Origin of the sequence: Iodobacter sp. CM08, from assembly GCF_033446605.1 — a bacterium.
Taxonomy (GTDB): domain Bacteria; phylum Pseudomonadota; class Gammaproteobacteria; order Burkholderiales; family Chitinibacteraceae; genus Iodobacter.
This window is the reverse complement of sequence record NZ_JAWQUO010000043.1, coordinates 1-25,809: the sequence shown is the minus strand read 5'-3', so window position 1 is coordinate 25,809 and position 25,809 is coordinate 1. Positions and strand designations below refer to the sequence as shown.

Genomic DNA, 25,809 nt, shown 5'->3' with positions numbered 1-25,809 from the left:
CTCATCCCCCAGCAGCATTTAAACCAACACGGGTAATCTGTACCACCCATTCGACCATTGCTTTAGCCTGATCCATGCCTGCGCCAATGGCTTTGCATTCGCTGAACAGCACAGGCAATAGCTGTTTACGAATATTCGACTCAATGTTTTGCGGATTAATCGAATGCTCGGCAACCGATTGCTCAACCATTTTGTCAATTTGAAAAGCCAGCCCCACCCATTTATCAACAACTTGGGCATCATTAATCGCAAACACCTCGGGCAAGGTTTTTTTGAAGATACCAAAATAAGCCTGAGCATGGCGGTTCCCCGCAAATGCATCGGGCAACTCATCCAACTGCCGCTGCTGCACTTTTTCTTCAAACGAATAGAACAGCAAATATTGCTTAAGCGGATGATCAAATAGCTTTTCTGCCTCGCTAATCGCATCACGTAGCAGCTTTGAGAAAGCTTCCTGCGCATAAGGATCATCGCGTAGCTCTTGCTCAATCATCCTAGCGACACGGGTTTTAATGATATCGGTTTCGTTGCGTGTTTTTTCCTCAGACCAATCTTCTGGCTTGGGTTTAGCGCCCATTTTGCCAACTTCATAAGTACCGCAAGGCTCCCTGACTTCAATACCAACCACATGCTTATCAAGCAGTTTTTTCACCTGTACCGCGTAATCATCGTAGTTAATCGTGTCACCGGAGTCCTGCTTTACCAGCAGACGCAAACTAGAAAACTGCTTTACCGCCTCTTTATATTGCTGGCGATCCGCATCACTAAAGCTCTTATCTTCAAAGAATGTAGCCGATTGCAGTGCAACCTTCATGCAGGCAGTAAACTCGGTTAACGCTTCATAAAAATCATCACGAACTTTCTGGTTCACATCAACCAGCTCACCGTTTCGATCTTCGGTTTTCGGCACCAATACTTGCCGCAGTTGCTCGATGTCATTCTTGTTTTTAACGCTATCAAAAATAACCCATAGCTGTTTGTATAAACGAGGCAGGCGCTTATATTCGGTACTCATCGGGTTATACAGCCCAGCAATATCGTTGATGTCGTAACCGCCTTGGGTGCGTGATGCAAGGTCCTGATACTTGGCAATGGTGGTATCCAGCTCAGCCAGAATGCCGCGATAGTCGATCAACAAACCGAATTTCTTCAGCGAGTGCAATCGATTTACACGAGCAATCGCTTGAATCAGATTGTGCTCTTTGAGCGGTTTATCGATATAGAGTACGGTGTTTTTTGGCTCGTCAAAGCCTGTGAGCAGTTTATCCACCACAATCAGCAGCTTGAGCGAATCATCTTTATCAAATCGTTCAATGATCTGCTTGGTATAGACCTGCTCATCCTGCGAGCCCACGTTCTCTTTCCACCACTGCGTAACGATGGGCATCGTGGCTTCATCAACCTCCGAGTTACCTTCACGGGTATCGGGAGCGCTGATCACTACGGCAGATTCAAACAGCCCAGCTTCATCGAGATATTTTTTGTATTTGATAGCCGATGCTTTGCTATCACAAGCCAGCTGCCCCTTCAGTCCATCATTGATATTCTTCACAAAGTGATTAGCGATATCGAGCGCAATCAGCCGAATGCGATCTTCTGCGCTATAAATCTGCCCTTTACGCGCAAATTTACTTTTTAAATCAGCTTTTTGTGCGGGTGTCAGCCCTTCGGTAATACGCTCAAACCACGTATCAATCGCACGCTCATTCACATCCAAATCAGGGATACGCTCTTCATACAGTAGCGGGGTAACCGCTTTATCTTCCACCGCCTGCTGCATGGTGTAAGCATGAACAATCGGGCCAAATTTGCTGGTGGTTTTGTCGTCTTTTAGTAAGGGTGTACCAGTAAAGGCCACAAACGCCGCATTAGGCATCGCCTGTTTCATACGGATATTATTTTCACCGCCCTGGCTGCGATGGCCTTCATCAATTAATACAATGATGTCAGCACTGGTATTCGTGCATTCTGGCATCTTGGTCGCGGTATTAAATTTGTGGATTAAAGAAAAAATAATCCGCTCGGTACCAGTGCTAATTTGCTCAGCCAGCCGCTTACCTGATGTTGCAATTGCCAGCTCCTTATCTTTTTTTCCCGATAGCTCCCCGCCCGAAGCAAACGTTTTAGAAAGCTGGTTTTCCAAATCCACGCGGTCGGTTACAACAACAATACGACACTGCTTGAGTGAGTCATGCAGGATCAGTGCCTTACTCAAGAAAACCATCGTGAAAGATTTGCCCGAGCCCGTGGTGTGCCAAATCACGCCACCTTCCCGCCCGCCATCGGCGCGGCGGGTATTGATACGATCAATCAAACGCTTAATGCCAAACACCTGCTGATAGCGTGCGACGATCTTACCGACCTTTTTATCGTATAGCGTGAAATAACGAACCATTTCCAGTAGGCGAGCAGGCATCAACAGGCTAATCAGCAATTTATCCTGCCCTGTTACGGCCAGCTCACCGCCTGCCAGCAGCGATTGATACCACGTCAAATCCTTAGCCGAGCGATGATTAAAAAGGGAATCAGTCTGCAGCTGGCTGATTGTTTTATTCTTAATCGCATACATCTGCGCATCAGAAATATCCTCTTCCCGCCAAGCCGCAAAAAACTTATCCGGCGTACCGCAAGTGCCATAGCGGCCATCATGCCCATTGATGGATAAAATCAGCTGGGCATAGGCAAACAACCGTGGTATCTCATCGTGGCGCTGGTTGCGTAACGATTGCGAAATACCTTCAGAAATACTCGGGCCTTTCTTACCATCAGGGCGCTTGGCTTCGATAATGACCAGCGGAATACCATTCACAAAACAGACGATATCTGGGCGGCGCGAATCTATGCCCCCCGAGCGGGTAACACTAAATTCTTCCGTGAACAGAAAGCTGTTATTTCCTGGATTTTGCCAGTCGATCAAAGCAATCGTTGGATTAGCTTTTTTGCCATCCACAAACTCAGTGACCGAAATACCATACAGCATGTGGTTGTAGAGCTTCTCATTGGCATGCGCCAAGCCTTCATTCAAAGCCGGACTGCAAACCTCGGCTATTAACTTATCGATCGCTTTTTCAGACAGAGCCTGCTCACGCCCCTCGAAACGAAAGCGCCGGGCCTGCAAAGCGCAGCGCAATTCATCGCGCAACACCACTTCATCTTGCTTGCCACTACGTAATGCCTGTGCTTTTTCGGGTGGCAGAAAAGTCCAGCCGAGGTTGGTGAGCAGCGTCAGTGCAGGGATTTTAGCGCTGTATTCTTCTTGGAATTTGGGGGCAGAATTTAGCATGAGCGATTATTTTCTTGTGCTGGCTGACAATATTGCTTCAGATCACTATCTAATGACCAAATAAATACTTCTGACATTGAAAATCGTGCAACGCACTTTTTGTATTCTTCAATAATGCTTAAATCGCCAAAGCTCGTGCCTTCCCCTGTCTTTGCTGCAGATTTATTTTGGCCAGCCAAATCAGGAAACTGATTCAACCAATGTAAAACTTCTTTAGCACTGGGAAACTCACTGACTTGATAGGGTGCGCTGCCCATAAAGGCGGCTTCTACAGCCGCACAAAATCGTTTAGCGGTTTGGCGTCGTGTCCCACCGTCACCATTTTGGGCTATATGGTTTCCTGTTTCGACGATGGTAGCCATGGGTAAAATGAAAGTGGCACCAAGGGAGGCATAGTCTTTATATGAAGCAATAATTTCAGTTTTATCCTGATTCTTTCCTGGCACGTTTAATAAGTTTAAAAACACGCTAGTGTCGATAATGCAAACCACGCTCATTCAGCGTCTCCTTGCATTTTTGCCAACCAAGACAGCGCGTTCTGTTTTTTTTGCTCAATGGTGGTGGGTGATTTAACAAAACGATCAACCACACCGTTAGTGACCAGTTCGCCCAATGGCCCCTGGGAAACCAGCCCAGCGTAATCTTGTAAATCTGACAACCTGACTAACTGGCTATCGCCATTTACCGCGCTACGATAGCAAAAAATAACATCACCCAAGGCGCTGTCTGGCAGCGCATCCATTAAAGCCGGATTATGAGTAGAAAGCAGCAGCCGCACATTACGGCGATCGGCTTGCTCGCGGATGGTTGTGAGTAATTGCTTCGCACGCGAGGGGTGAATGCCGTTGTCTACTTCTTCAATAACAACAGTTGAACCTTCAGGGGTTGAAAGTAATGCAGCGGCAATAGCGAGTACACGTAATGTTCCATCCGATAATAATTCCACCTTACATGCACGGGTAATACCACCAAAACTTTCAAGCAGCTCTAATGACACTTGCCCACGCTTATCTTCAAAGAAATTGATATCCGTAATATTCTGTTCAGGTAAGCTTTTGATGAAATCAACAATAATTTTTTTTGATTCCACACTTTTGCACAGGGTAAACAGGACTCCGGACAGGTTGGCACAATCGCCTCGCAATCGTTTGTCCGGATAGCTGTCGCCGCGCATTAAAGAAGGTACGGGATCAAGAAAAAGCGTATCTTCCAGCAATTTTTGAAATTTTGCGGTCGTTTCCGGAATCTCTTTCTGCGCTTTTTGGTGACCTGACTCAAACATTGCGGAGCTGGCAAGCTGATTCATAATAGCAATCTGGTCGGTGCAATTGACATGGGGTTTTTTACCGCCCCTGGCAAAATTGTTGTAAGCCACTTTAACATCGGTACTTAAACCGATTGAAGCTTGCTCTATTCTGTAAAGAGGAAAACTCGCCCCTGCCGATGTGATCGTCTCATTAGAAATATGCAACTCATCATCGCGCAGCGAGACTTCCACTTCAAAATGGTTCCAGTCTTCATCGCTGGTAGAGCACCCAAGCAAAAAAGCGCCCGCACCTAAATAGCCCAAATCTCTAATCTGGCCACGTAAAATCTGTTCCGAGCCATCAATGCTATGTTTTAAGACCGACAGCTTTTGCCCTTGACTCAGCCAGCTCAAAAAACGAAACGCCTCCAGCGCATTACTTTTCCCTGAGGCATTCGCGCCAATCATCAGCGTCAGCGGCGCAAGATGCAGAGCTTGCTCCTGATAGCTTTTAAAATTCTTAATATGAATCTCGGTTAGCATGGCATTTCCTTTTCCAATGTCACGCGGCGCTTGCCGGTGAGCAGTGCTTGCATCAGGGCTTTTTTCTCTTGCTTCAGGCTGTCGAGCTGGGATTGAAAGGTTTCGATTTCTTGGTCAGCGGAGTTTAAAACATCGGCAATCTTTTGTTGCTCTTCTAGAACAGGTAAATTAATTTTTACGCTCTTTATAATCGCTGCGTTTAAATTAGGCTGACCACCCTGAACAAGTTTTAGTGTCTTTAACATTTCCAATTCTAAAAAATAAAACAGAAATAAATTGTTGTATTCATCTTCAGGCTCAATCGCAAGTATTGCTTGATTGATTGTTGCGCCAGTTAATTTGTTGAGTGCAACCTTTCCTGCCGTAGCACCATACATTGCAACTAAAATGCACCCATTTTTAACTGCTTTTGCAGATGAATTTTTAAGCCCAGATTCCGTAATAAATTCATCTACAGAAAACACAAATCTGTCATTCAACTTACCTGATGTAATCCAAGGAATTTCCCCGCCAAAATATTCATCTTTAGTTCGCGAAGGAGTCCCACCTGAGAAAACTTCACCGACTGATTCAATTGTGGTGTTGACCCATTCCTCAGTAAACCTACCCCCATTCTTTTTTAGCAAACGTTTTTTGCCGGTGAGCAGTTGTTGCATCAGGGCTTTTTTCTGTGATCGGGCAAGGGCTAGCAGGCGCTCGGTGGTGGCGATGACCTGATCCCAAGTCGCAAGGATTTGGGCGATTTTCTTTTGTTCGAGCAAAGGTGGAACAGGAACCTGAATCGATTTAACAATCCCACCACTTAAATTCTCTTGGCCGCCGCTGTTAGACATCTCTCGGATGTGCTCATATCTACTCATTAAGAATTGAAAATAGTATTCAACATCATGGTCATCATTGAGCAAAATCGCCGCACATGCTTGATTTGTGGTGGCTTCAATGCCTAGTTTAGCGACTTGGCCACGAGTCTTTCCTTGGCCGTACATGGCCATCAGAATGGTATTGACGGGAAACAGCTTGGCGGAAGAGTTATTAAGCCCTTCCATGGTTATTTTTTCGGCAGAGTCTAATATCGTTCCAAAATGCACTTCTGCCGTTGTAACCCAAGGAATAGCTCCACCCCAATATTCCGCAACTTGCCTACTTGGCGTTCCGCCAGAACTTACTTTCGCAATTTCTTCAAGGCTGCTTAATTTCCAGTTTTTAGGCACCATAACCCAGCTCCTGCAAATATTTCGCCATCTTGGTTTCCTGCGCCTTCAATTGCGGCAACTCCCGTCCCTTATTCATCATCGCCGCGCTCCTTTTCCAATCGCTCTGGGTTTTTCAGTGCTTTTTTCTCTGCCGAGGCGAGGCGGCGCTCGACCTTTTTTACATCTTCGGCGGGTGGCAGGTTTTCGGGTTGAATGCCACGGCTGAGCAGGGTTTGCCGCACGGCGTCGTTATTAGTGATGTGCTCGCTGGCAATCTGCTGCTCAGACTGCATTTGCTGGGTGCGAGCATTGTGGATGGTAATTTCGGTGGCAAAGTCTTTGGCTTTCAGGATGATGGTTGGTGCAAAGTCGGCCAGCGGGCGGTTTTCCGGCACTTGCCAGCGTGTTTTCATGGCGTGGGTATTTCGCCCAAACAGCGCGGCATCGCCTTTGCTGCGGATTAAGCCAAAGTTGTCGTTGCCGCCTGTTTGTTCAAAAATGATACTCGATAGTTCTTTTTCGGTTGCGGACAGTTTTTGCCGCGCCTGTACCCGCTCGGTTTCCAGCAAGCGTTGCTCAATCAGTTCCGCCTTGCGGGTTTGCAGGGCAAAGTAGGTTTGGGCAAAAGCAATTTCCTGCTTTCGAGAGTCGCCATTCTGGGCAATCAGGTAGCAGGCGTAGCGGGTAAGCATCACATCGTCGATTTCGCGCTGGCTGCCAGAGCCAAGATCAACCATTTTGCTGACGTCGGCAAAATGGTCAGACATCGTATTCGCTGAGACTTCGCAAGCAATTTTTGCTTTAGAAATAATGCCTTGAAAATTACGCCACTGCTCGTAACCCAATAAGTGCTGCACGTCACGCGCCAGCCAGTATTCCACCCCTTGCTCGGTGTGCTGAGCATGGTCTTCAAAGCTGCTGGTCAGCATTTGGATTTGTTGTGACTTCATTTAAAACTCCCTGTGCGTGATTCCAGCGTGGCCAGCCTCGCCTCAATCGCTTGCCGTTCCCGTTGTAGCTCTTGCTGCAATTGCGCTTCGCTGGGCAAATAGGCCATATAACGGCTGGCAAATAATTGCTTGCTGTCAGCGAGCACTGAATACTTCACCACGGCTTCACTTTTCTGGCTGCACAGCACCAGGCCTATCGTAGGGTTGTCGTCCGCTTCTTTTTTATGCTGGTCGTAAATGCGTACATAGCTGTCCATCTGGCCAACATCCTGATGGGTAAGCTTGCCGATCTTTAAATCGATCAGCAAAAAGCATTTGAGCTTGTAGTTGTAAAACACTAGATCAATATAAAAATCTTGATCTTCGGTGCGGATGCGCTGCTGGCGTTCCACAAAGGCAAAGCCTTTGCCCAGCTCCAGCAAAAAATGCTGCAGGTTACTGATAATGCCGCTTTCCAGATCTTTTTCCTGATAGCTGCGATCATCCAGGTTTAAAAAATCCAGAATATACGGGTCGCGCAGGTAATCTTGCGGCTGCTCAGCCAGCGGGGCGGTGTTGGCGCTGGCCTCAAGCCTGACCGGGGCGTGCTCTTTGCTGGAGAGCAGGCGCTCGTAATACAGCGTGCCAATCTGGCGCTCCAGTGCTCGAACACTCCAGTTTTGCTGTGCGGATTCATCCATATACCACTGACGGGCTGCTGGGTTTTCCAGCCGGGCCAGCAGGTTGTAGTGGGACCAGCTTAATTCGGGAGACAGCGTCTCCCGAATCGGAAACTGCTCATAAAATCGGCGCATATTGCGCAGATTAGTGATGTCAAAGCCTTTGCCAAATTGCTGTGTAAGCCGCTGCGACAGGTTTTCCAGCAAGGCTTTGCCATAGGCTGCGCGGTTTTCACCTTGTTGCTCATCTTCAATAATCAAACGGCCAATCTGCCAGTAGGTTTGCACCACGGTGGTGTTAACACTGCGCTGCAGCTGCTGGCGTGCCTGCTGGATCAGCTGGCTGATTTGCCGGAGCAGGGCTTCTGGCTCACTCATCTCCGAGCTTTCTGGCCCAGCTATGTGCTTATGGCCATTATTCATAGCCAAGCTCTTTTAAATAAGCTGCCATGGTATTTTCCAGCTCGATGAGTTGCAGCTTCAGCTGTTCTCGCTCGCGGCGCACGGCCATTAAGTCGATTTCTTCCTCTTCCTCAAAGGTATCGACATAGCGCGGGATATTCAGGTTGAAGCCGTTTTCTTTGATTTCATCAAAGCGGGCCACATAGGCGTATTTTTCTGCATTCACGCCATCGCGGTAGGTGGCGACCACTTTGGCGATATTGTCATCCGTCAGCACATTCTGGTTTTTACCGGCTTTGAATTCGCGGCTGGCGTCGATAAAAATCACGTTAGTATCTGATTTTTCTTTCGAAAAAATCAGAATCGCCGCCGGAATGCCAGTGCCGTAAAACAACTTTTCAGGCAAGCCGATGACTGCATCGAGCAGGTTTTCTTCGATCAGCTTTTGCCGGATTGCACCTTCAGTGCCACCACGAAACAGCACGCCATGCGGCACCACCACGCCCATGCGGCCGGTGCCGGGTTTCAGCGTTTCGATCATGTGCAGGATAAAGGCGTAATCGCCCTTGGTTTTGGGCGGAATACCACGACGGTAGCGGTCAAATTTATCGTTCTCCGCGTCGTCATGGCCCCATTTTTCTAAGGAAAACGGCGGGTTGGCGGTCACGATGTCGAACAGCATCAAATCGCCATTTTTATCCAGCAACTTGGGGTTGCGAATGGTGTCGCCCCATTCAATTTTATGGTTGTCTTCGCCATGCAAAAACATATTCATCTTGGCCAGCGACCAAGTTGAGCCAATGGCCTCCTGCCCGTACAGCGCGTAGTTTTTACTACCGTGATTGCTGACCACCTTGCGGCCGCATTTCATTAAGAGCGATGCCGAGCCGCAGGCCGGATCACAAATGGTGTCACCCGGCTGCGGATCAAGCAGCTCGGCAATCAGCTCAGAAATTTCTGGTGGAGTATAAAATTCGCCCGCCTTTTGGCCACCGCTGGCGGCGAAGTTTTTGATCAAAAATTCGTAGCCATTACCGATAATATCCAGTGCCCCGACACGGCTCGGTTTAAGGTTGAGTTCGGGCTTGGCAAAGTCTTCCAATAGATGGCGCAAGATGGTGTTTTTCTGTTTTTCTTCGCCCAGCTTGTCAGTGTTAAAGCTGATGTCCTGAAACACACTTTTACCCGCGTCTTTAAGCTTAGTGCCGTTGGCTTCTTCAATCGCGTGCAATGCCTGATCAATGCGCTCGCCATTACCCGGCTCGTGGCGATGTTCGTACAGCACGTAAAAGCTGGCCTGAGCAGGCAGCACAAAACGCTCGTTCTTAAGCATTTCTGTAATCAGCTCCGGCTCGTTGCCGTATTCTGCCTGGTAGCCGTCATAGTGATCCTGCCATACGTCCGAGATGTATTTCAGGAACAACATAGTGAGCACGAAGTCTTTGTAAGTATCCGCGCTAATCGTGCCGCGAAAGGTATCGCAGGCCGCCCATAGCGCTTTGTTGATATCGTCTTGATTAATTTGATCGCTCATTTTTTATTCCTTGTCGGATAGGCTGGCCCGCTTTTTTGCGGCTGATTCCAATGATTTGTTGCTTTGTTCGGGTATCGGCAGGTTTTCTGGCGTGGATTGATGTTGGTCATTCATCCTGATTCCTCCACGTTTTTCAATAAGTCGTTGGCAATGGATGTCAACAGCTGCTCGCCATTACGGCGCAGTTGCTCAATCAAGTGCAATTCTTGTTTAATCGTATTGGCGAGTTTGATAATGATCTGCTGTTTATTTAGCGGGGGAATTGCAATAGGTATTGCCTCCAAAGCGCTGCGTTTAATCGCCTTGGTCAGTGTGCCCTCTGAATTAAGATCGAAATATCTTTGGCTGGGCGGCTGATTCAGAAACCAGCACAGATACTCAGGCAGGATGCCCTGCTGGGTAACTCGCACCACAAAAAAGTGCGGCGCAGCAACGGCCAGCTTACCCGTGGTCGTGAGCGTGTCATCGATCAGCACCGCGTAATTACGACTGCCACGGGCAGCAACCAGAATATCGCCCACCTGCAGCCAATCATCACGGCGGCCTGCTAGCTCAGTTTCAACACACTCAGCCCAGCTCACACCCTGTTGTGGCGAGGCATCTTTCATTTGCACAGCAATGACACCTGAGCCCGGAGACTCTGGAACCTTGCCCCGGAAGGGATGGCCAGCTGCAATGTTAGCGAGATCAGAAAGTGATTGTAGCTGCATACTCTGCATGTTTCATAAGCGATGCTGCATAATATCCACGCTCTAACAATGGCTGTCAATAAAAATGTTGTACTGTTGTTACTGCATAAAAAAAGCCACACTAGACAGTGTGGCTATCAAAAAATAAATGAGGGAAATACTCCGCTGAAAACAAGCATGGCACTGAATGCCTAGTGCAATTTAATATATGAAAAATAACTCAGCGGATATTGTCGCAAGCGCCGAACCAATCTCTTCTCTGACCTGTTTGATACGGTATTTAAGGCGCTGGGGGGTGGATTAATCTGCTTTAACCAGCTAACTGCATTTGCCGTCCAAAGTTGTGTACTGCGAGGGATACACAACTACGAGTACACCGGTTTTATGTGCCATTTTTCGAAAAAAAGGGTGTTTTTTGATTGAATATAGCAGAAATTATGATTTTATTAGATATCGAAGCCGAAAGCGTTATCGACACATAATACGGCACATAATACGGCACATAACATGGTTATCGACACATAGTACGGCACATCTCCGGCACATAATATGGCACATAATATGGCACATCTCAAGGATTTGACCTTGAATGCTCCCACCTCCACACGCCGTTTTTATCTCACAAAATGGAATTTTACAGTACTCAATTTCACAAAAACTTGGGAATAACTAAGCACACCCCCTGTTAGTCCCCTTTGAGCCCCCTAACACATCGTCTTTTGCAGTACATTTTCAAAAACGCACCCCCTAACACATGACGTTTTTTTGCTGGCACTTTGCAAAACAGGCGCTATCACGTCCCTCTTTTGAATACATATTCTTTTTTCATCCCCCCATACACCGTCAAATTGTTCCCCTAACACACGCCCAAAGTGAGTACACACTCCCCAAACGAGGGGACTAACAGGGGGTAAACAGCAATACAAGCGATGAGATCAGGATTTCTGGGGTTTGGGGGGCAGGAAATACAAAAGGAAACAGCAGGTAAAAGGTATGTCGTCAGTACACGAGCAGACAAGCTAGAGTTGGAACCCTTGTCGGCCATACCCGAACAAACCATATGGTTTACAGTTTCGCTGGAGGTTTGGATGCCAGCCTGTTCCAAATTAGGTTAAATGAAAGCACCCGTTTAGATTTACAGTGGAAGCAGCGGTCTTTCGACTTGTATGGACACTGCTGCCATTGTATGTTTTTAACTTTATTTTTCTGCTCTCAGTTTGATCTTTCCGCTTTCATCTAGGCAGTCAAAACGCTCGGCATCCATGATGATGTAACGGTTGATATTGCTGCCCGCTTTTTGAGTTTTGGTGGTCGCAGAGAGATAAACATTGCAGATGAAGTAGCCATTCCGATTTTTGACGCTTTCAACATTGCGGTTGTCTTCCGCTGAGCCAGCCAACAGGAACGGGTCGGGTAGGAATTTCAAGTCGACAGAATTGCGCCGTGTAACCGAATGCGCACCATAGCCAAAATCAGCAACATAAGCCTTGGCTTGCTGGTCGAACCAGCGAATCCCTACTTTGGTCCGCACATAAAACTGATTTTTGCCTTTTAGGTCACGGCTGACCTGATTAGCAAAGTTGATAAATGCGGCTTTTATTTGCTCTTTGTCTTGCCCTGCCCAACTCAGTTTTGCAAGTTCTGAATTCGCTTGGATTTCCTGCTGCGACGGATTAATCGCTAATCCTTGATAGTAACGGGCGCATTCATCAATTTCATCGGCTCGTAAGCCTTGACCTGACATGGACGCATGCAAAATGGCATAGCCGCAGCCATTGCTGAGTGCAAAGACTCCCCGTGGCGTGGCATTCATGGCCTGTTTTTGTGTCGCCAAAACAATCGCATCGCCGTTGCTGTAGAAGTTTGGAGTGCTTCTTTGCAATGCGGTCTCTGTAGGGTTACTGGTTTGCTGGAGCGGAATAATTTTCGAAGGGCTGATGGTCACTTTAGTGCTGCCATCAGGCATGTCTGTTGTGGTGCAGCCTAAAAGCAGAAAGCAGGCAGCCGTGAGCGCGAGTAGTTTCATGGGATCTCCTAAGCCATTAGCCAACGATAAATTGACATACAAATGCTGCCCATCGCACCCAAGACAAATACTGTAACGACGAAGAGCAGGATCATTTTTCGGTAGATGTAGCCAAATGAAAATAGCGTTAGGCCAGTCACGATGTAGATGATCTTGGCCGTGGTGGTGTGTTCCAAGAAGAATGGCAACACCTCCATGTATTTATGCAGCCAGTAAATGCAGATGCCGGTCAGGGCCGAAGGTACGAGCAAATCCAGCGTAGCGCTGGCCTTACTGCGTAACTCATCATCGGTGTAGTAGCTGTTGCCTACGCGGTGGAATGCCATGGTGTGCCTCGTCAGTTTAGATTAAGGATAAATAATATCCTATTTCGGGATATTTTCGTGCGCGTGTTGCCATGTGAGGATGAAATCCATACATGACCCACGTTATTTACTGCTGATTCAGCGGCTTATAGCTGCTCGCGAAGCTGCTGCAGTGACTCAAGTACAACTTGCCAAATTATTGGCTCGTCCACAATCCTATATTGCCAAGGTTGAAAACTTGGATCGGCGCTTGGATATCGTTGAACTGGCCGATTGGCTCAAAGCACTAAAAGTGCCTGCAAAGCAACTACTGGCCGATCTGCCTTGGTGGCCAGATTAAAAATCGCTACGCATAAACACTCAGATGGCAGTAACACAGTTTAATTTAATACTGATCGCATCCAAGATCATCGGATCTGAAATCCCCACGCTGCCATGGGTATGTATTAAATGCCGCCGATCTGCATCGGCCCAGCCGATATCGTTGTCATCAATGGCAATCCAGTCTTGTAACCCAGCTCGATCTACATAGCTTTTAATCTGCTGATAGCGTTTCGCCTGATCCCACCAAGTCGGCCCTGATAATAAGTGATGTCCTTCTGGATGCCGCGCCATTGCTGAATGCCAGGTCGCACCGATTACCCGCTTTGCCAGTTCATTCGGCAAATAGCTGCGCGCATGACTAAAGCGCAATTCGCGCACCCAGCTCGTCGATAGCACGATACGAATAGCGCTGTTTGCTGCCAGCACATCGACCAGCAAAGGTGCCCACATAAATAGTTCGCCTTCAGCGCGCAGCTCTGGTTTGCCGTTCACAAGAAACGCCGCATCAGGATGGAGTACCCCGTCAAAATCAAGAAACAAGATCATGGTTTGGCTCCTGCAAGTACTGCGTTAGGCCAACAGCTTTAGATATTCGAGCAAATGCGGTATTTCGTGCAGTGATTCAATTTCAGTGCTGGGATCTAAGCTGCTCAGTGATTGGTTTCTGCATAGATGCCGTGCGTGCATACCCATGCTGAGCGGTCCTTCAAAATCAGCCCTGCGGCTATCACCAATAAATAACACTTCATCAGCACTGCATTTCAAAGAACGACATACATGCTGGTAGATCACAGATTCTGGTTTCACCACGCCAACAGCAAAGCTTAATGCGTAGGCATCTAAGGGCGATGGCAGCAATTGCAAAACCGATTCGCCGTAGGGGAGTGCTAAGTTAGAGCACACGCCGATTTGATAGCCTGCGTCCTTCAATTGATTGATCGTTGATACCGTATCGTGGAACACGCGAATTGAAGCCAGCTCCGCCTGCAAATCAGATTCCAGCGAATTCAGCACGTCCTTGGAAATAGTCATCCCAAATAATTCGGCAGCGCCAAGCAAATCGAGACGAATGGACATCAATCTGGCCACGTCATCGGCGCGTGGGATGCGGCCTTGCTCCTGCAAATGGCGTAATAGTGAGCGAAACGGCCTGCGTTGATCCGTGATCTCAAGCAGGGTGCCAAACACATCAAATACAACGGCACGAATCACGATTCTTCCTTTGGCTTAGATCTCGATGACCAGTGCATCATCAAATTGCAAATTCTCAACGCTGGTTTGTGTGGCGTAGCCGCGTGGATTACAGACGACACGCGTGCCATTCACGCTGTAATCAAAACTATTGTGCGTATGGCCATGTATCCATAAATCGGCTTGGCCCATCAATGGCGTTAAATCAGAGATAAACCCCGCGGACATCAAATCATCGGCATAGCGTGGGTGCAGGCTGCCGCCGTGTGGTCCGTGATGCGTGATCACCACGGTTTTACCTGCAAAGGGTTTACTCAGCTCCGTCGCCAGCCACTTTCTCTGCCGTTTGTGAATCAGCGTGGTATCCATTGGATTTAATAGCGCCGCTTTGCCTGCATCGCGTAAGCGAATATGGCGGAAATCGGCCATGTACTGAAGAGCCAGCAGCATGGACCTGCACTGTTGTTCTGTGCCAAACAGGCGAAAATCAGTCCATAGCGTACAGCCCAGAAAGCGGACGTTATCGATAACAACACTATCGCACTGTAATATTTGCAGGGGCGCGTCGGTGAATGCTGCGAGTTCGGTATTTAAATCGTCGAGATCAAAACCGTAATACTCATGGTTGCCGGGCACGTACAAGACAGACCGATCACCAAGATGATCACGAGCCCAATTCCGTCCCCGGAAACCTTCACCAATATCGCCCGCTAAAACCACCAATTCAGCATCAACGGCAGCAGGGCGGTATCCACAAACATCCACGTGCAAATCACTCATGATCCAGAGTTTCATGTTTTTACCCCGACATTCGGTGGTGCCTGGATACGCTGCAATAGAGCGTCGTACGCTGAAAATGCTGCCATTTCTTCTGCCGTAAAAATTGCATCGCCTTTCAGGTCAATGGGCTTACCCTGGATATAGCGCTCGATCTGATCAGCATACTGATGCAGCCACATCGGATAGCGAGACAGATAATTCGCCACAATAGGTTCGCAGCCGCTGTTGCCGAGGGCAGTGGGTAATGCCACGCTTAACGCATCGGCAGATGAATGCAGCTCCAGGATAATCGGCGTCAGCGGGTGCTTGGGTTTGGATAGTTTGGATAGTTTGGAGCGATCAGGTGGCGCATCGCTGACCAAATCCTTGAAGAACTGATCCATAAAACGCCAAGTTGAGCGTGGGCGGAAAAATGGTCGCACAGCAATAAAATACAGCGGGCTGATAAACATCACGAACCAAAGCAGCAAATAGCGCAGCACAGGCTTCATGGTTTTTTGTCCTGGCGTTGATGGGGCAGTACCGGCAAGCGGCCTTCAAAGCGAGCCTCATACCATGCATGCAAAATTTCATCGACCAGCTGTGATTCATGTTGCTTGCGATCACTGGCCTCGGCACGCACGGCATCGATCAGGCGCTGATCCAGCATCCAGTTCACCTGCCCGCGCAGCTCGATCAGCTGCTTGCGAATCCGGTATAGCTCTTGGTATTCGGCGGAGGTTTTACGACCTGTTGCAGGTCGGCCTCGTTTTTTTGGTGCAGTTGTATTCATCGCTTAAATTTATAAACTAGTTAAATTAAATATAATCTGCTTCAGTATGCTGCGCAAGGGGCGAGAGAAAATTCTGTGTGTAAACACATTTCAGCAAAATTATTTATTTTGCGTATTGCTCCTTACTGCTAGTGGACAGCAATCACACATTCACTAAGCATCAACAAAAAAGTAACACAAAGTAGACAATAAGCTATATTTATGTAAAATATGAGTTACATAATCATGCTTTATAAAAAACATGGCCAGTAAAACACTCACCGTTTTTAGTTCGGAGCAAAAAATCTTTGCCGAGGTTGGCAAAAATCTGTTTCGGGCGCGTAAACGCCGCAGCCTGAGTGCTGAAGTGGTGGCTGCCCGCGCCAGCATCTCCCGCCAGACGCTATACCGCATCGAGCGCGGCGACCCAGCTACCTCGCTGGGCTTGTATTACCGCGTCGCGATTATTGTTGGGCTCAACCATCCCTTCGATACCGAAGACCCTGTTGGGCGTCGCCTGCAAGATGATTTGCTAGGCAAAGAGCCCGAATCTCCCCCTACACGCAGCAAGGCAAAAAAAGATGGCGGCACGAACTAAGGCAGCAGATCAGCGGCTGGAGGTCTGGCTGGACGATTCAGATCTCGTTAGCGAGCCCACTAAAATAGGCGATCTGGTTCATAACAAGGGGCTGGTTCGCTTCCGTTATGATGATCGCTGGTTAAAGAATCCTCTGGCTTTCGAGATCGATCCACAGCTTACGCTAGATAGTCAGGACTTTTTCCCGAATCAGAATACCGGCTCATTTGGCGTTTTTTTAGATTCTTCTCCTGATCGCTGGGGGCAGGAGCTCATGAAACGACGCGAAGCGCTGGATGCCAAAGACAATGCCCGTAAACCGGCCGTGCTGTATGCATGGGATTTTTTGCTGGGCGTGCAGGATGCTACACGTATGGGCGCACTGCGCTTTAAGCTTAGCGGAACTGATCATTATCTGGCTCAGCACGCCCTGCCTGCCCCGCCCATTGCTAATCTGGCCGAGCTGGCCGAAATTGCCGGCAAGCTGTCCGGCACAGCAAAATCAGACACGCTGGACGATTTGCGCCGCTGGCTCAGCGTGCTGGTCGCTCCGGGCGCATCGCTGGGTGGTGCCCGCCCCAAAGCAAATATCACCGATACCGACAAGAGCTACTGGATTGCTAAGTTTCCAGCAAGGAATGATAGCAGCGACATCGGCTTATTTGAGTTTCTGGTTTACCAACTGGCCCGCGCCGCGCAAATCGAAATTGCAGATTCAAAAATCATGCAGGTTGGCGGTGATTATCACGTTTTCTTAACGAAGCGCTTCGATCGACTTGCCGATGAAAAGCGCCGCTATTTTGCCAGTGCCATGACCTGCCTTAAGAAAGAAGAAAGCGAAGGGAGCAGTTACCTTGATCTGGCAGAGTTCATCCAAAAAAAGGGCGACCCAGCGTTTATTAAGCCCGACTTACACCAGCTATTTCGCCGCCTTGTATTCAATATACTGGTCGGCAACCGCGACGATCATCTGCGCAACCACGGCTTTATTCTGACGCGAAAAGGCTGGCGGCTTGCCCCCGCGTATGATCTCAACCCCAATCCGTATAAAGAGGATCATGTATTAAATATCGACACCGACGACAACCGCCCCGTTGTTGACACGGCGCTGTCCTGCCATGATTTTTATCAGCTATCGCAAGCAGAGGCAGAACACATCGTGAAAGAACTGCGCGGTATTGTCGGCACATGGGAGCGCGTCGCTACATCCATCGGCCTAACTGCAAATGAGCTATTAGCGATTGAAGGCGTGATCGATCCGGAAAGGTAGCAGGGGTAACTGAGGTGTTGCCATACATAGGCAGATATCTTGCGATGGAGTCCCTGACGTCCGTAACTTTCAAGGATCAGCCGCTTAAGTATTGCCCAAAAATCAATGCGGCAAGAAACTAATACTGGCGATACTGAGCTTGTAGGGAAATAGCGTAATTGCCTTTGGCCGTCTGGAAAAGTTCAACAAATAACTACCAGGCCATGCAACTAAAAAATAAATTCAGACAATATGCTACCGTCACTTTAGAATACACACCTCTAACCTTGTAATTCACTCAAATTTTTAATGACATCCTCAAAACATCAAATCTCATTTTTACGCATAGTTCAACTTTTTACGCTATTGTTATTCACTCATAAAACAGTATTAGCTAAAGATTCACTAGCCACAGTGTTTGAATTGGCACGTAAAAATGACCCATCTTTTCTAAGTGCTGCGGCACAAGTAGATTTATCCACTGCACGAGAGCAACAGGCACTAGGAAGCTTGCTACCCCAGTTAACCGCTAGTGGGAGTACAAACAAAAACAAGCGCAGCTATACAATATTAGATAGCCCACTGCCTAAAGCGCCATCTCAGAGTTATGGAAGCAGCACGTGGCAAATCAATATAACGCAACCTATATTCCACTACGCATCAATAGTTAACTGGCAGCAGTCTGAATTACAAAAAGAACAAGCGATGTATTTATTCAGCAATGCAGAACAAGAACTTGCAATAAACATCATCATCGTTTGGTTTGACATCATGGCAGCGAGAGATAATGTAACTTTTTCACAGCAGCAACTCAAGACAACAAAACTGTTACTAGAGAAAGTAAAGCGCGGTCAAAATCAGGGGCTAAGCAGTGAGCCACAATATTTAGAAACCTTTGCAAAAAACGAAACAGCTAATTCAGATTTAATTTCAGCTGAAGAAGATTTACAAATAAAAATAGCGGCCTTAGAAAAATTAACTGGGCCACTCAATGACTTTATCCCTCCTGATTTACGACAAGAGTTAACCTTACCAGACTTATCTACGTTACAAACTTCGAAAATTATTGATGAAATTTTTTCAAAAAACCCAAGTATTTTAGCTGCACAAAAAGCTCTAGAAGCTGCAAATGCAGAAATTAACAAACAGTTTTCAGGGCACTTCCCAACACTAGAAATAGTAGCAAACTATAGCGACAAACTTCAAAATGCAGGCGACTATCCACAGCAAAGTGGTTACAAAGATAAATCTGCATACATTGGCCTTCAGCTATCAGTTCCTATTTTTACAGGAGGAACTCAACAAGGGAAAGTTAATGAAGCAATTGCTCAACGAGATAAAGCGGCTTATGAACTCGAATCTGCAAAACGTACAGCGGCCCAACTACTAAAGCAGGCTTGGCATGGCTGGAAAAGCGCTTTTTCAAAAGAAAAATCCAATCAACACTCGATAAACTCAGCTCTAGCGGCAAAAACTTTGGCACAAAGAGGGATAGACACTGGACTATCGAGCCAAATTGAAACTCTACAAGCCGAGCAACAATATGCAACAGCAAAAAAAGATTGGAATAAAAATGTGTATGACCAGATTACATCTTACATAAAAATAAAATCACTAACTGGCGAAATAAGCACAACCGACATAACTTCACTTGATCAATTCTTCATTGAAAATCAAAGCCAACTAACTAGAAAAGAAAACACTAGCTTTACCGCAGGTAAAATATTTTATGATTGAACAATCACCTAACAAATATACCGAGCATATAAAATATAATAATATCTGGGAAGAGTTCATTACAGCCAGTGATTCTGGCGAATTATGTACGGCCTGGCTCGGATTAATTTGTTCTAAAATCACGACGGCAAACGCAGCCGCAATTTTAGTTGAATCAACAGATAAAGATAGCTTCGTTCCTATCTCCGTATGGCCGCATATTGATCAAAAACTAGACTATCTTGGCGATGTTGTCTCTAAAGCAATTCGCGAGAAAAAAGGTGCTGTAATTTCAATTAAAATAGAACAAAAAATTACAACACTAATTGCCTATCCACTTCTGCAAGAAGGAAACATCACTGCAGTTATTACTATCGACATCGGAACTCACGACGTTCACGATGCGATGCAGCACATTCATTGGGGAAGTGCTTGGTTAATAAACCTATTTTCTGACCGAATACTCAACAATGCAGTACAAGGGCAAGAGCGACTTAGCTCAATTATGGAAAGCGCAATCATCGCATTGCGCCAAGGTAAGCTACAGCAATCACTTTTTGAACTATCACACGAGCTAAGAAAAAAACTACACTGCACGCGAGTCGCCATTAGCTTAGCTAAAAACCATCATCTAAAATTATTAGCCCTATCAGAATCTGCAACTTTCAACAAGAACACACCTTTAATAAAAAAATATATTTCTTCCATGGAAGAATGTTATGACCTAGGGAAATCTATTTCGGTCGATTGCAATCTTAATATTGAAAATACTGTAAACAATCCAAATCATAAAAATCTATTAGCAATCACAGGGGCAACGCATATAAAATCCATTCCAATGAAGCGTGGAGTTGATTGCTGTGGCATCATTATATTGGAGCGCAATAACAATATTGAATTTAGCGATTCAGATATTATTTGGATTGATTCATTCCTATCCATTTTAACTCCGATTATTGAGCAGCGCATAATTGCAGAGCGGAGCTCAATCAGTAAAGCATGGTATGAATGCGTCAATTTTTTCGGAAAGTTATTTGGTCCACGGCATTTAATATTAAAAACGGCGACGTTTGGCACGCTACTCATCCTTACTTTGATGCTTGTAATCCACACACCATATCGGGTGACGGCAAAAACAATCATTGAAGGCGAAACACAACGCGTCGCAGCCGCACCATTTGAAGGGTTTTTAGGTAATAGCTTTGTCAAGGCCGGTGATACAGTTCGCCGTGGACAAGCCCTTGCTCAACTTGATGACCGTGAACTTAAAATGGAACAAGCCAGATGGGAAAGTGAACGGGACCAAAACCAAGGAAAGTTACAACAAGCACTAGCAGAGCATGACTTGACCGCAGTGCAAATTGTAGGGGCCCAACTCAAGCAATCCGAATCTCAATACGCACTTATCACCGATAAAATTAAACGAGCAAAAATTGTTGCACCTTATGATGGGATTGTTGTTTCTGGCGACCTCTCCCAACAAATTGGCGCTCCTGTTGAACTTGGGAAAAAATTATTTGAAATTGCCCCCCTAGATAGCTATCGCGTAATTTTACAAGTAGATGAACGCGAAATCAGCCAAGTTCAATTAATGCAAACGGGGGAACTTATCATTAGCGGAATTGCCAACGATCCACTCCCTATCAAAATCAACAAAATAACCCCCGTTGCAACAACGCAAGATGGTAAAAATTTCTTTCGTGTTGAAGCTCAACTCAATGCCAGCTCTACCCGTTTAAGACCAGGAATGGAAGGGGTTGGTAAAATTAGCGTAGGAAACCGCCAGCTATTCTGGATTTTAACGCATAGCTTCACTAACTGGCTGCGCCTCACACTATGGACTTGGCTCCCCTAATTACTCACGGGGCAATAAAGGTATTTCATCCTATGGCACGGCAACTTTTTAGCAGTTCTTGGCATAGCGTGGCTGATTTAAAACCACGCCTTATTCCACAAGCAAATATAGAACGTCACGTTTATCGCGAAGAAATCTGGTATGTGATTCAAGACCATGCCGGTGGAAAATTCAGCCGCATTTCGCCCAGCGGTTATGCGCTACTACGTGCAATGGATGGTCAAAAAACGACTCAAAGCATCTGGGAAACGATCAATGAGCAAGCAGGAAATGGGGTTTGTACGCAGAATGAAGTTGTAGATTTACTCATTCAACTGCATTCCGCTGACTTACTGCAAACAGAGTCAACCCCCGACTCCGCAGCGCTATTTGAACGATATCAGAACAAACGTAAAGAAACGTATAAGCAATGGCTAAAAAATCCGATGAGTATCAAGTTTCCTCTCATCAATCCCGATTCGTTTTTAAGCCATTGCCTGCCGTTTATTACACCATTGATGACACCACTTGGTTTCATTTTATGGCTGTTAATTGTACTTCCCGCTCTCATCTTAGCTGGGGAACATTGGTCTGAACTAACCTCAAATCTTTCTGATCGTGTTCTATCTTCCAGTAATTTGCTCATAATGGCCTGTGTCTTCCCATTAGTTAAGCTGCTACATGAACTAGGTCATGCATTTGCGACCAAAGCTTGGGGGGGCTCAGTCCATGAAATGGGGCTGATGTTTTTAGTTTTTGCACCATCACCTTATGTTGATGCCTCCACATCATCCGCTTTTCCATCAAAATATCGCCGCGCTTTAGTCGCTGCCGCCGGCATGATGATGGAGCTTTTTCTTGCTGCACTGGCTCTTTATATTTGGGTACTTAGTGAGCCTGGCTTGACGCGTGCAGTCGCGTTTAATGTGATGATCATTAGTGGCGTCTCCACGTTAATTGTGAATGGCAACCCCTTATTGCGCTACGACGGTTATTACATTTTAACTGACTTAATCGAAATGCCGAATTTAGCGCAACGCGGCATTAAATATTGGTCATATCTTTGGGATCGCTATGTTTTCGGCAATATAGAAATCGAGCCTCCATATGAATCCCGCACTGAAAAACACTGGTTGTTTTTTTATACACCGCTCGCATGGTGCTACCGCACTTTTGTTACCATTACGATGATGATGTTTATTGCCAACCAGTTCTTCATTTTCGGTGTTTTACTCGCACTTTGGGGCTTATTTACACTAATTTTCACTCCACTTTGGAAAGCTTATAAACACGTAGTGAAGAGCCCTGGATTAACGCGCCAACGGACGCGAGCAGTCAATGTTTCACTAGGCATTATTGCCAGCATAGTAATACTTGGGTTTGTAATTCCTATGCCACTCTATGCCCGAGCAGAAGGTGTTATCTGGCTCCCAGACCAAGCCATTTTACATGCGGGTGAACGAGGCGTTTTTCAGCAGTGGCTAGTTGCACCAGGTAGCCAAGTTCGCCGCAATACACCACTTTATTTATTGCGAGATGAAACACTGAATACCGAACTAGCAGTAAATCAAAATAAGGTTGCCGAAGCCGAGGCAAAATACCGTTCAGAGCAATTTACTGACCCAAATAAAGGCAATATTTCATTACAACAATTAGAAGAAGCGCAACAGATTCTCTTACAAACCGAACAACGTGCCGCCAAATTGGTCGGGTACGCCCAATCCGATGGGGTTTTAGTGGCTGAACGCCCACAAGACTTAATTGACAAGCCATTCAAAAAAGGCGAATTGATTGGCTATGTTCTAGCTCAAAAAGATCTGATGGCACGAGTTGTGGTATCTCAAGATGATATTGACTTAGTACGCTCTAAATTGCGTAGCGCCCAAATCAAACTTGCACAATACCCAGAGCGAACCTTAGACGCCAAACTAAACCGTGAAATGCCAGGCGGAGTTGATGAACTCCCTTCCGCAGCACTTGGTTTAAATGGCGGGGGGCATATAGCTACTAACCCGAATGATCAGCAGGGAATCAAAGCAATACAACGGATATTCTTACTCGACTTTAAGCTGCTACCAAGCAACTCATCTGCATTATTTGGTGAACGCGTTTTCGTACGATTTAATCTCGGTTACGAAGCAATAGGTATTCAAGGTTTACGCCGTTTACGTCAATTATTCTTAAGTCATTTTTATGTCTGATATTCGCGCATTAATAGTAGGTAAAAATATTAAGGTCAGCGATGGTGTCTACCTGGAGCGTGCTGAAGTTGAAACATCTGAATGGGAAGAACGCTTACGAAGTGGTTTGGCTCGGCTCATTATTCCGTCCAAGCGCAAAACTGCACAATTTATTCAGCTGGTCGCCAGCCACGAATCTCGCTTTCAAGCCCTGAACGACCCCGAACTAAAGCAAGCACTTTATCAGCAGGTTTGGCCCATGCTCAAAAGAGGATTCACTGACCAATTACTCGCACCCGCTTTTGCAGTTATACGTGAAGCCTCACGCCGTTGCCTGGGAATGCGCCACCATGACGTACAGTTACTAGCAGGACGGGCACTACTCGGCGGAAAGATCGCTGAAATGGCAACCGGCGAAGGCAAAACTTTAGCCGGCACTTTAGCGATTTGTACTGCCGCAGCGACAGGTGCAGGTGTGCACGTAGTGACCGTCAATGACTATCTAGCCATTCGCGATGCCGAGCAAAACAAGCCGCTGTTTGATTTCTTTGGTTTAACGCTTGGCATTATCAAACAAGATATGCAACCAGCTGATCGACGCCAGCAGTACGCCTGCCATATTACTTATGTATCGAACAAAGAATTAACCTTTGACTACCTAAAAGATCGCATTGCAATTGGCGGAATCATCGAAGCGCAAGACAAGCTCAACCGCCTCAAAAACCATCACGCGACCAGCCCTGCTATTTTACGTGGCTTACATGTTGCCATTATCGATGAAGCCGATAGCGTTTTAATCGACGAAGCACGTACACCATTAATTATCTCCGAAACTTTACCCGATGATCTTGATACTGAGGTCTACCACCAAGCTATTGCTATGGTGAACACATTAATTGCAGAGAAAGATTATCAAATAGGTAAAAAACGCGATATTTGGCTTACTCCAGCAGGACAAGCTCAAGTGGCTAAAGTCGCCCAGACGCTGGGTGGCATCTGGAAAATGGCTTTATGGCAAAAAGAGCTTTCGCAAAAAGCCTTATCAGCAATCCATCTTTTTAAGTGCAATCAACATTACATTATTGCAGAAAACAAAGTTCAAATCGTTGATGAATCAACTGGCCGTGTTATGCCAGACCGCACCTGGGAGCGGGGCCTTCATCAAATGATAGAAGCCAAAGAAAACTGTGAAATAACTGGGCAACGAAAAACACTGTCACAAATCACCTATCAGCGTTTTTTTGGCCGCTATCTACTTTTAGGGGGGATGACGGGGACAGCAAAAGAAATAGAGCCTGAACTTAAGCGTGTTTATGATCTTTCTGTCGTAAAGATCCCTACGCATAAACCAAGCCAGCGCAGCCGTTTAATTGATCATGTTTTTACTCAAAACGAAGCCCGCTGGCAAGGTGTTGTCGAGCGCGCTATTGCTATAGCAGGGCAAGGCCGATCTGTTTTAATTGGCTCCCGCTCGGTTGAAGCCTCGGAGATTCTAGGTGAATTACTAAAGCAAAAAGGCATCAACCACACGGTCCTGAATGCCCGTAATGATGCAGCAGAAGCCGATGCTGTCGCCCAAGCAGGGCAAGTAGGGCAAATTACCGTTGCCACAAATATGGCAGGGCGTGGCACCGATATCAAACTGCATAAAACCGTTGCGACCAATGGGGGCCTGCATGTGATCCTGACCGAGTTCCACGAAAGTGCACGTGTAGACCGCCAGTTATTCGGCCGTTCAGCAAGACAAGGCGACCCCGGAACCGTTGAAGCCTTTGTCTGCCTTCAGGACGAACTATTTTGCAGTTATGCGCCACTATTAAGCAAAATCTACCGGCAAATGCTGCATAAAAACATGCATCAAGCAAAATTATTCCGCCTACTGGTAAAACACGCGCAATCCAGCTCAGAAAAATATCAGCGCAATATACGGCTCAACACAATCAGACAAGATCGAAAATGGCTTAAAGCGCTTGGGTTTGTGGCTAAGGATAAGAAATAAATGATGAATAGAGTGTTAAACATCATTTAAATCCCTTATTGCTATACAAGATAGCATGCCAATCGCACATCAATCCAAACGAAAAAGACATCATGATTAGTGAAAAATTGCCACTAAGACGACCAGAGCCAAAACACCAATCAGAATTTTACTAGTTCCACGCGGTTGATCTTCATCTTTATTGCGGTTTATGACCTTCAACGCAATATAACCAAACAAAGCACCTCCGATTGCTTTACCTACACCAGTCGCACCGTAAGCGCTCAGCCCTCCCACCTAGCCAGCTGCTTTAGCCTTCGTTATCTTGTGGGCTCTGATCTTTAACAAATGGCAGCAGCTCGTCAATTCGGCTATTGGGCCAAGTCGGGAGTTTTTCTA

The 25,809-nt window shown here is 46.6% G+C and carries 22 protein-coding genes; 7 read left to right on the top strand and 15 right to left on the bottom strand.

Annotation, left to right across the window (positions count from 1 at the left end):
- Position 1 precedes the first annotated feature (1 nt).
- The 10 genes from R6242_RS19050 to R6242_RS19005 form a co-directional block, all read right to left on the bottom strand.
- Positions 2-3,283: a type I restriction endonuclease subunit R gene (locus R6242_RS19050; RefSeq protein ID WP_318429926.1), complete on the bottom strand. Its 3,282-nt coding sequence runs from the start codon at positions 3,281-3,283 to the stop codon at positions 2-4.
- Positions 3,277-3,750 (bottom strand): hypothetical protein, encoded by a 474-nt coding sequence (locus R6242_RS19045; RefSeq protein WP_318429924.1) that lies wholly within the window; start codon positions 3,748-3,750, stop codon positions 3,277-3,279. The genes R6242_RS19050 and R6242_RS19045 overlap by 7 nt, the downstream gene beginning before the upstream one ends.
- 26 nt (positions 3,751-3,776) lie before the next feature.
- Positions 3,777-5,072: an AAA family ATPase gene (locus R6242_RS19040; protein WP_318429922.1), complete on the bottom strand. Its 1,296-nt coding sequence runs from the start codon at positions 5,070-5,072 to the stop codon at positions 3,777-3,779.
- Positions 5,066-6,286 carry a restriction endonuclease subunit S gene (locus tag R6242_RS19035; RefSeq protein WP_318429920.1) on the bottom strand — a complete coding sequence of 407 codons (1,221 nt, stop codon included), beginning with the start codon at positions 6,284-6,286 and terminating at the stop codon, positions 5,066-5,068. Before R6242_RS19035 ends, R6242_RS19040 begins: the two co-directional genes overlap by 7 nt.
- 68 nt (positions 6,287-6,354) lie before the next feature.
- A complete protein-coding gene (gene dinD / locus R6242_RS19030) occupies positions 6,355-7,215 on the bottom strand; it encodes a DNA damage-inducible protein D (protein ID WP_318429918.1) in 861 nt (286 codons plus the stop codon).
- Positions 7,212-8,297, bottom strand: a complete 1,086-nt coding sequence (locus R6242_RS19025) for a PDDEXK nuclease domain-containing protein (protein WP_318429914.1) — start codon at positions 8,295-8,297, stop codon at positions 7,212-7,214. The genes dinD and R6242_RS19025 overlap by 4 nt, the downstream gene beginning before the upstream one ends.
- Complete coding sequence (locus R6242_RS19020) at positions 8,290-9,810, bottom strand: type I restriction-modification system subunit M (RefSeq protein WP_318429912.1); 1,521 nt, start codon at positions 9,808-9,810, stop codon at positions 8,290-8,292. The genes R6242_RS19025 and R6242_RS19020 overlap by 8 nt, the downstream gene beginning before the upstream one ends.
- 110 nt (positions 9,811-9,920) lie before the next feature.
- The gene (locus R6242_RS19015) at positions 9,921-10,418 is read right to left on the bottom strand and encodes a restriction endonuclease subunit S (protein WP_318429960.1); all 498 of its coding nucleotides are present in this window, start codon (positions 10,416-10,418) and stop codon (positions 9,921-9,923) included.
- 1,279 nt (positions 10,419-11,697) lie between these two features.
- Positions 11,698-12,525 carry a hypothetical protein gene (locus R6242_RS19010; RefSeq protein ID WP_318429910.1) on the bottom strand — a complete coding sequence of 276 codons (828 nt, stop codon included), beginning with the start codon at positions 12,523-12,525 and terminating at the stop codon, positions 11,698-11,700.
- A gap of 8 nt (positions 12,526-12,533) precedes the next feature.
- The gene (locus R6242_RS19005; protein ID WP_318429909.1) at positions 12,534-12,851 is read right to left on the bottom strand and encodes a hypothetical protein; all 318 of its coding nucleotides are present in this window, start codon (positions 12,849-12,851) and stop codon (positions 12,534-12,536) included.
- Between the two features lie 79 nt (positions 12,852-12,930).
- Here R6242_RS19005 and R6242_RS19000 point away from each other — a divergent pair, with 79 nt between their 5' ends.
- Positions 12,931-13,170, top strand: coding sequence for a helix-turn-helix transcriptional regulator (locus tag R6242_RS19000; protein ID WP_318429907.1), 240 nt, complete (start codon positions 12,931-12,933; stop codon positions 13,168-13,170).
- A 20-nt stretch (positions 13,171-13,190) separates the two neighbouring features.
- On the opposite strand, the gene R6242_RS18995 is transcribed toward R6242_RS19000, so the two are convergent.
- Genes R6242_RS18995 through R6242_RS18975 form a run of 5 tightly spaced genes read right to left on the bottom strand, consistent with a single transcriptional unit; the run spans position 13,191 to position 15,897 of the window.
- Positions 13,191-13,700 (bottom strand): HAD domain-containing protein, encoded by a 510-nt coding sequence (locus tag R6242_RS18995; RefSeq protein ID WP_318429905.1) that lies wholly within the window; start codon positions 13,698-13,700, stop codon positions 13,191-13,193.
- Between the two features lie 24 nt (positions 13,701-13,724).
- Complete coding sequence (locus tag R6242_RS18990; RefSeq protein ID WP_318429903.1) at positions 13,725-14,366, bottom strand: HAD family hydrolase; 642 nt, start codon at positions 14,364-14,366, stop codon at positions 13,725-13,727.
- Between the two features lie 15 nt (positions 14,367-14,381).
- On the bottom strand, positions 14,382-15,140 hold the full coding sequence (locus tag R6242_RS18985) for a metallophosphoesterase (RefSeq protein ID WP_318429900.1): 759 nt from the start codon (positions 15,138-15,140) through the stop codon (positions 14,382-14,384).
- Complete coding sequence (locus R6242_RS18980) at positions 15,137-15,616, bottom strand: hypothetical protein (RefSeq protein WP_318429898.1); 480 nt, start codon at positions 15,614-15,616, stop codon at positions 15,137-15,139. Before R6242_RS18980 ends, R6242_RS18985 begins: the two co-directional genes overlap by 4 nt.
- Positions 15,613-15,897, bottom strand: a complete 285-nt coding sequence (locus R6242_RS18975) for a hypothetical protein (RefSeq protein ID WP_318429896.1) — start codon at positions 15,895-15,897, stop codon at positions 15,613-15,615. The genes R6242_RS18980 and R6242_RS18975 overlap by 4 nt, the downstream gene beginning before the upstream one ends.
- A 241-nt stretch (positions 15,898-16,138) precedes the next feature.
- On the opposite strand from R6242_RS18975, the gene R6242_RS18970 reads away from it, so the two are divergent.
- From R6242_RS18970 to R6242_RS18945, 6 genes are all read left to right on the top strand, one after another.
- Positions 16,139-16,474 (top strand): helix-turn-helix transcriptional regulator, encoded by a 336-nt coding sequence (locus R6242_RS18970; RefSeq protein WP_318429894.1) that lies wholly within the window; start codon positions 16,139-16,141, stop codon positions 16,472-16,474.
- Positions 16,458-17,723 (top strand): type II toxin-antitoxin system HipA family toxin, encoded by a 1,266-nt coding sequence (locus R6242_RS18965; protein ID WP_318429892.1) that lies wholly within the window; start codon positions 16,458-16,460, stop codon positions 17,721-17,723. The genes R6242_RS18970 and R6242_RS18965 overlap by 17 nt, the downstream gene beginning before the upstream one ends.
- A 288-nt stretch (positions 17,724-18,011) precedes the next feature.
- Positions 18,012-19,439, top strand: a complete 1,428-nt coding sequence (locus R6242_RS18960) for a TolC family protein (RefSeq protein ID WP_318429890.1) — start codon at positions 18,012-18,014, stop codon at positions 19,437-19,439.
- A complete protein-coding gene (locus R6242_RS18955; RefSeq protein WP_318429888.1) occupies positions 19,432-21,273 on the top strand; it encodes an efflux RND transporter periplasmic adaptor subunit in 1,842 nt (613 codons plus the stop codon). The genes R6242_RS18960 and R6242_RS18955 overlap by 8 nt, the downstream gene beginning before the upstream one ends.
- Before the next feature lie 32 nt (positions 21,274-21,305).
- On the top strand, positions 21,306-23,453 hold the full coding sequence (locus R6242_RS18950) for a M50 family metallopeptidase (protein ID WP_318429886.1): 2,148 nt from the start codon (positions 21,306-21,308) through the stop codon (positions 23,451-23,453).
- Positions 23,446-25,431, top strand: coding sequence for a hypothetical protein (locus R6242_RS18945; RefSeq protein ID WP_318429884.1), 1,986 nt, complete (start codon positions 23,446-23,448; stop codon positions 25,429-25,431). The genes R6242_RS18950 and R6242_RS18945 overlap by 8 nt, the downstream gene beginning before the upstream one ends.
- Positions 25,432-25,809 lie beyond the last annotated feature (378 nt).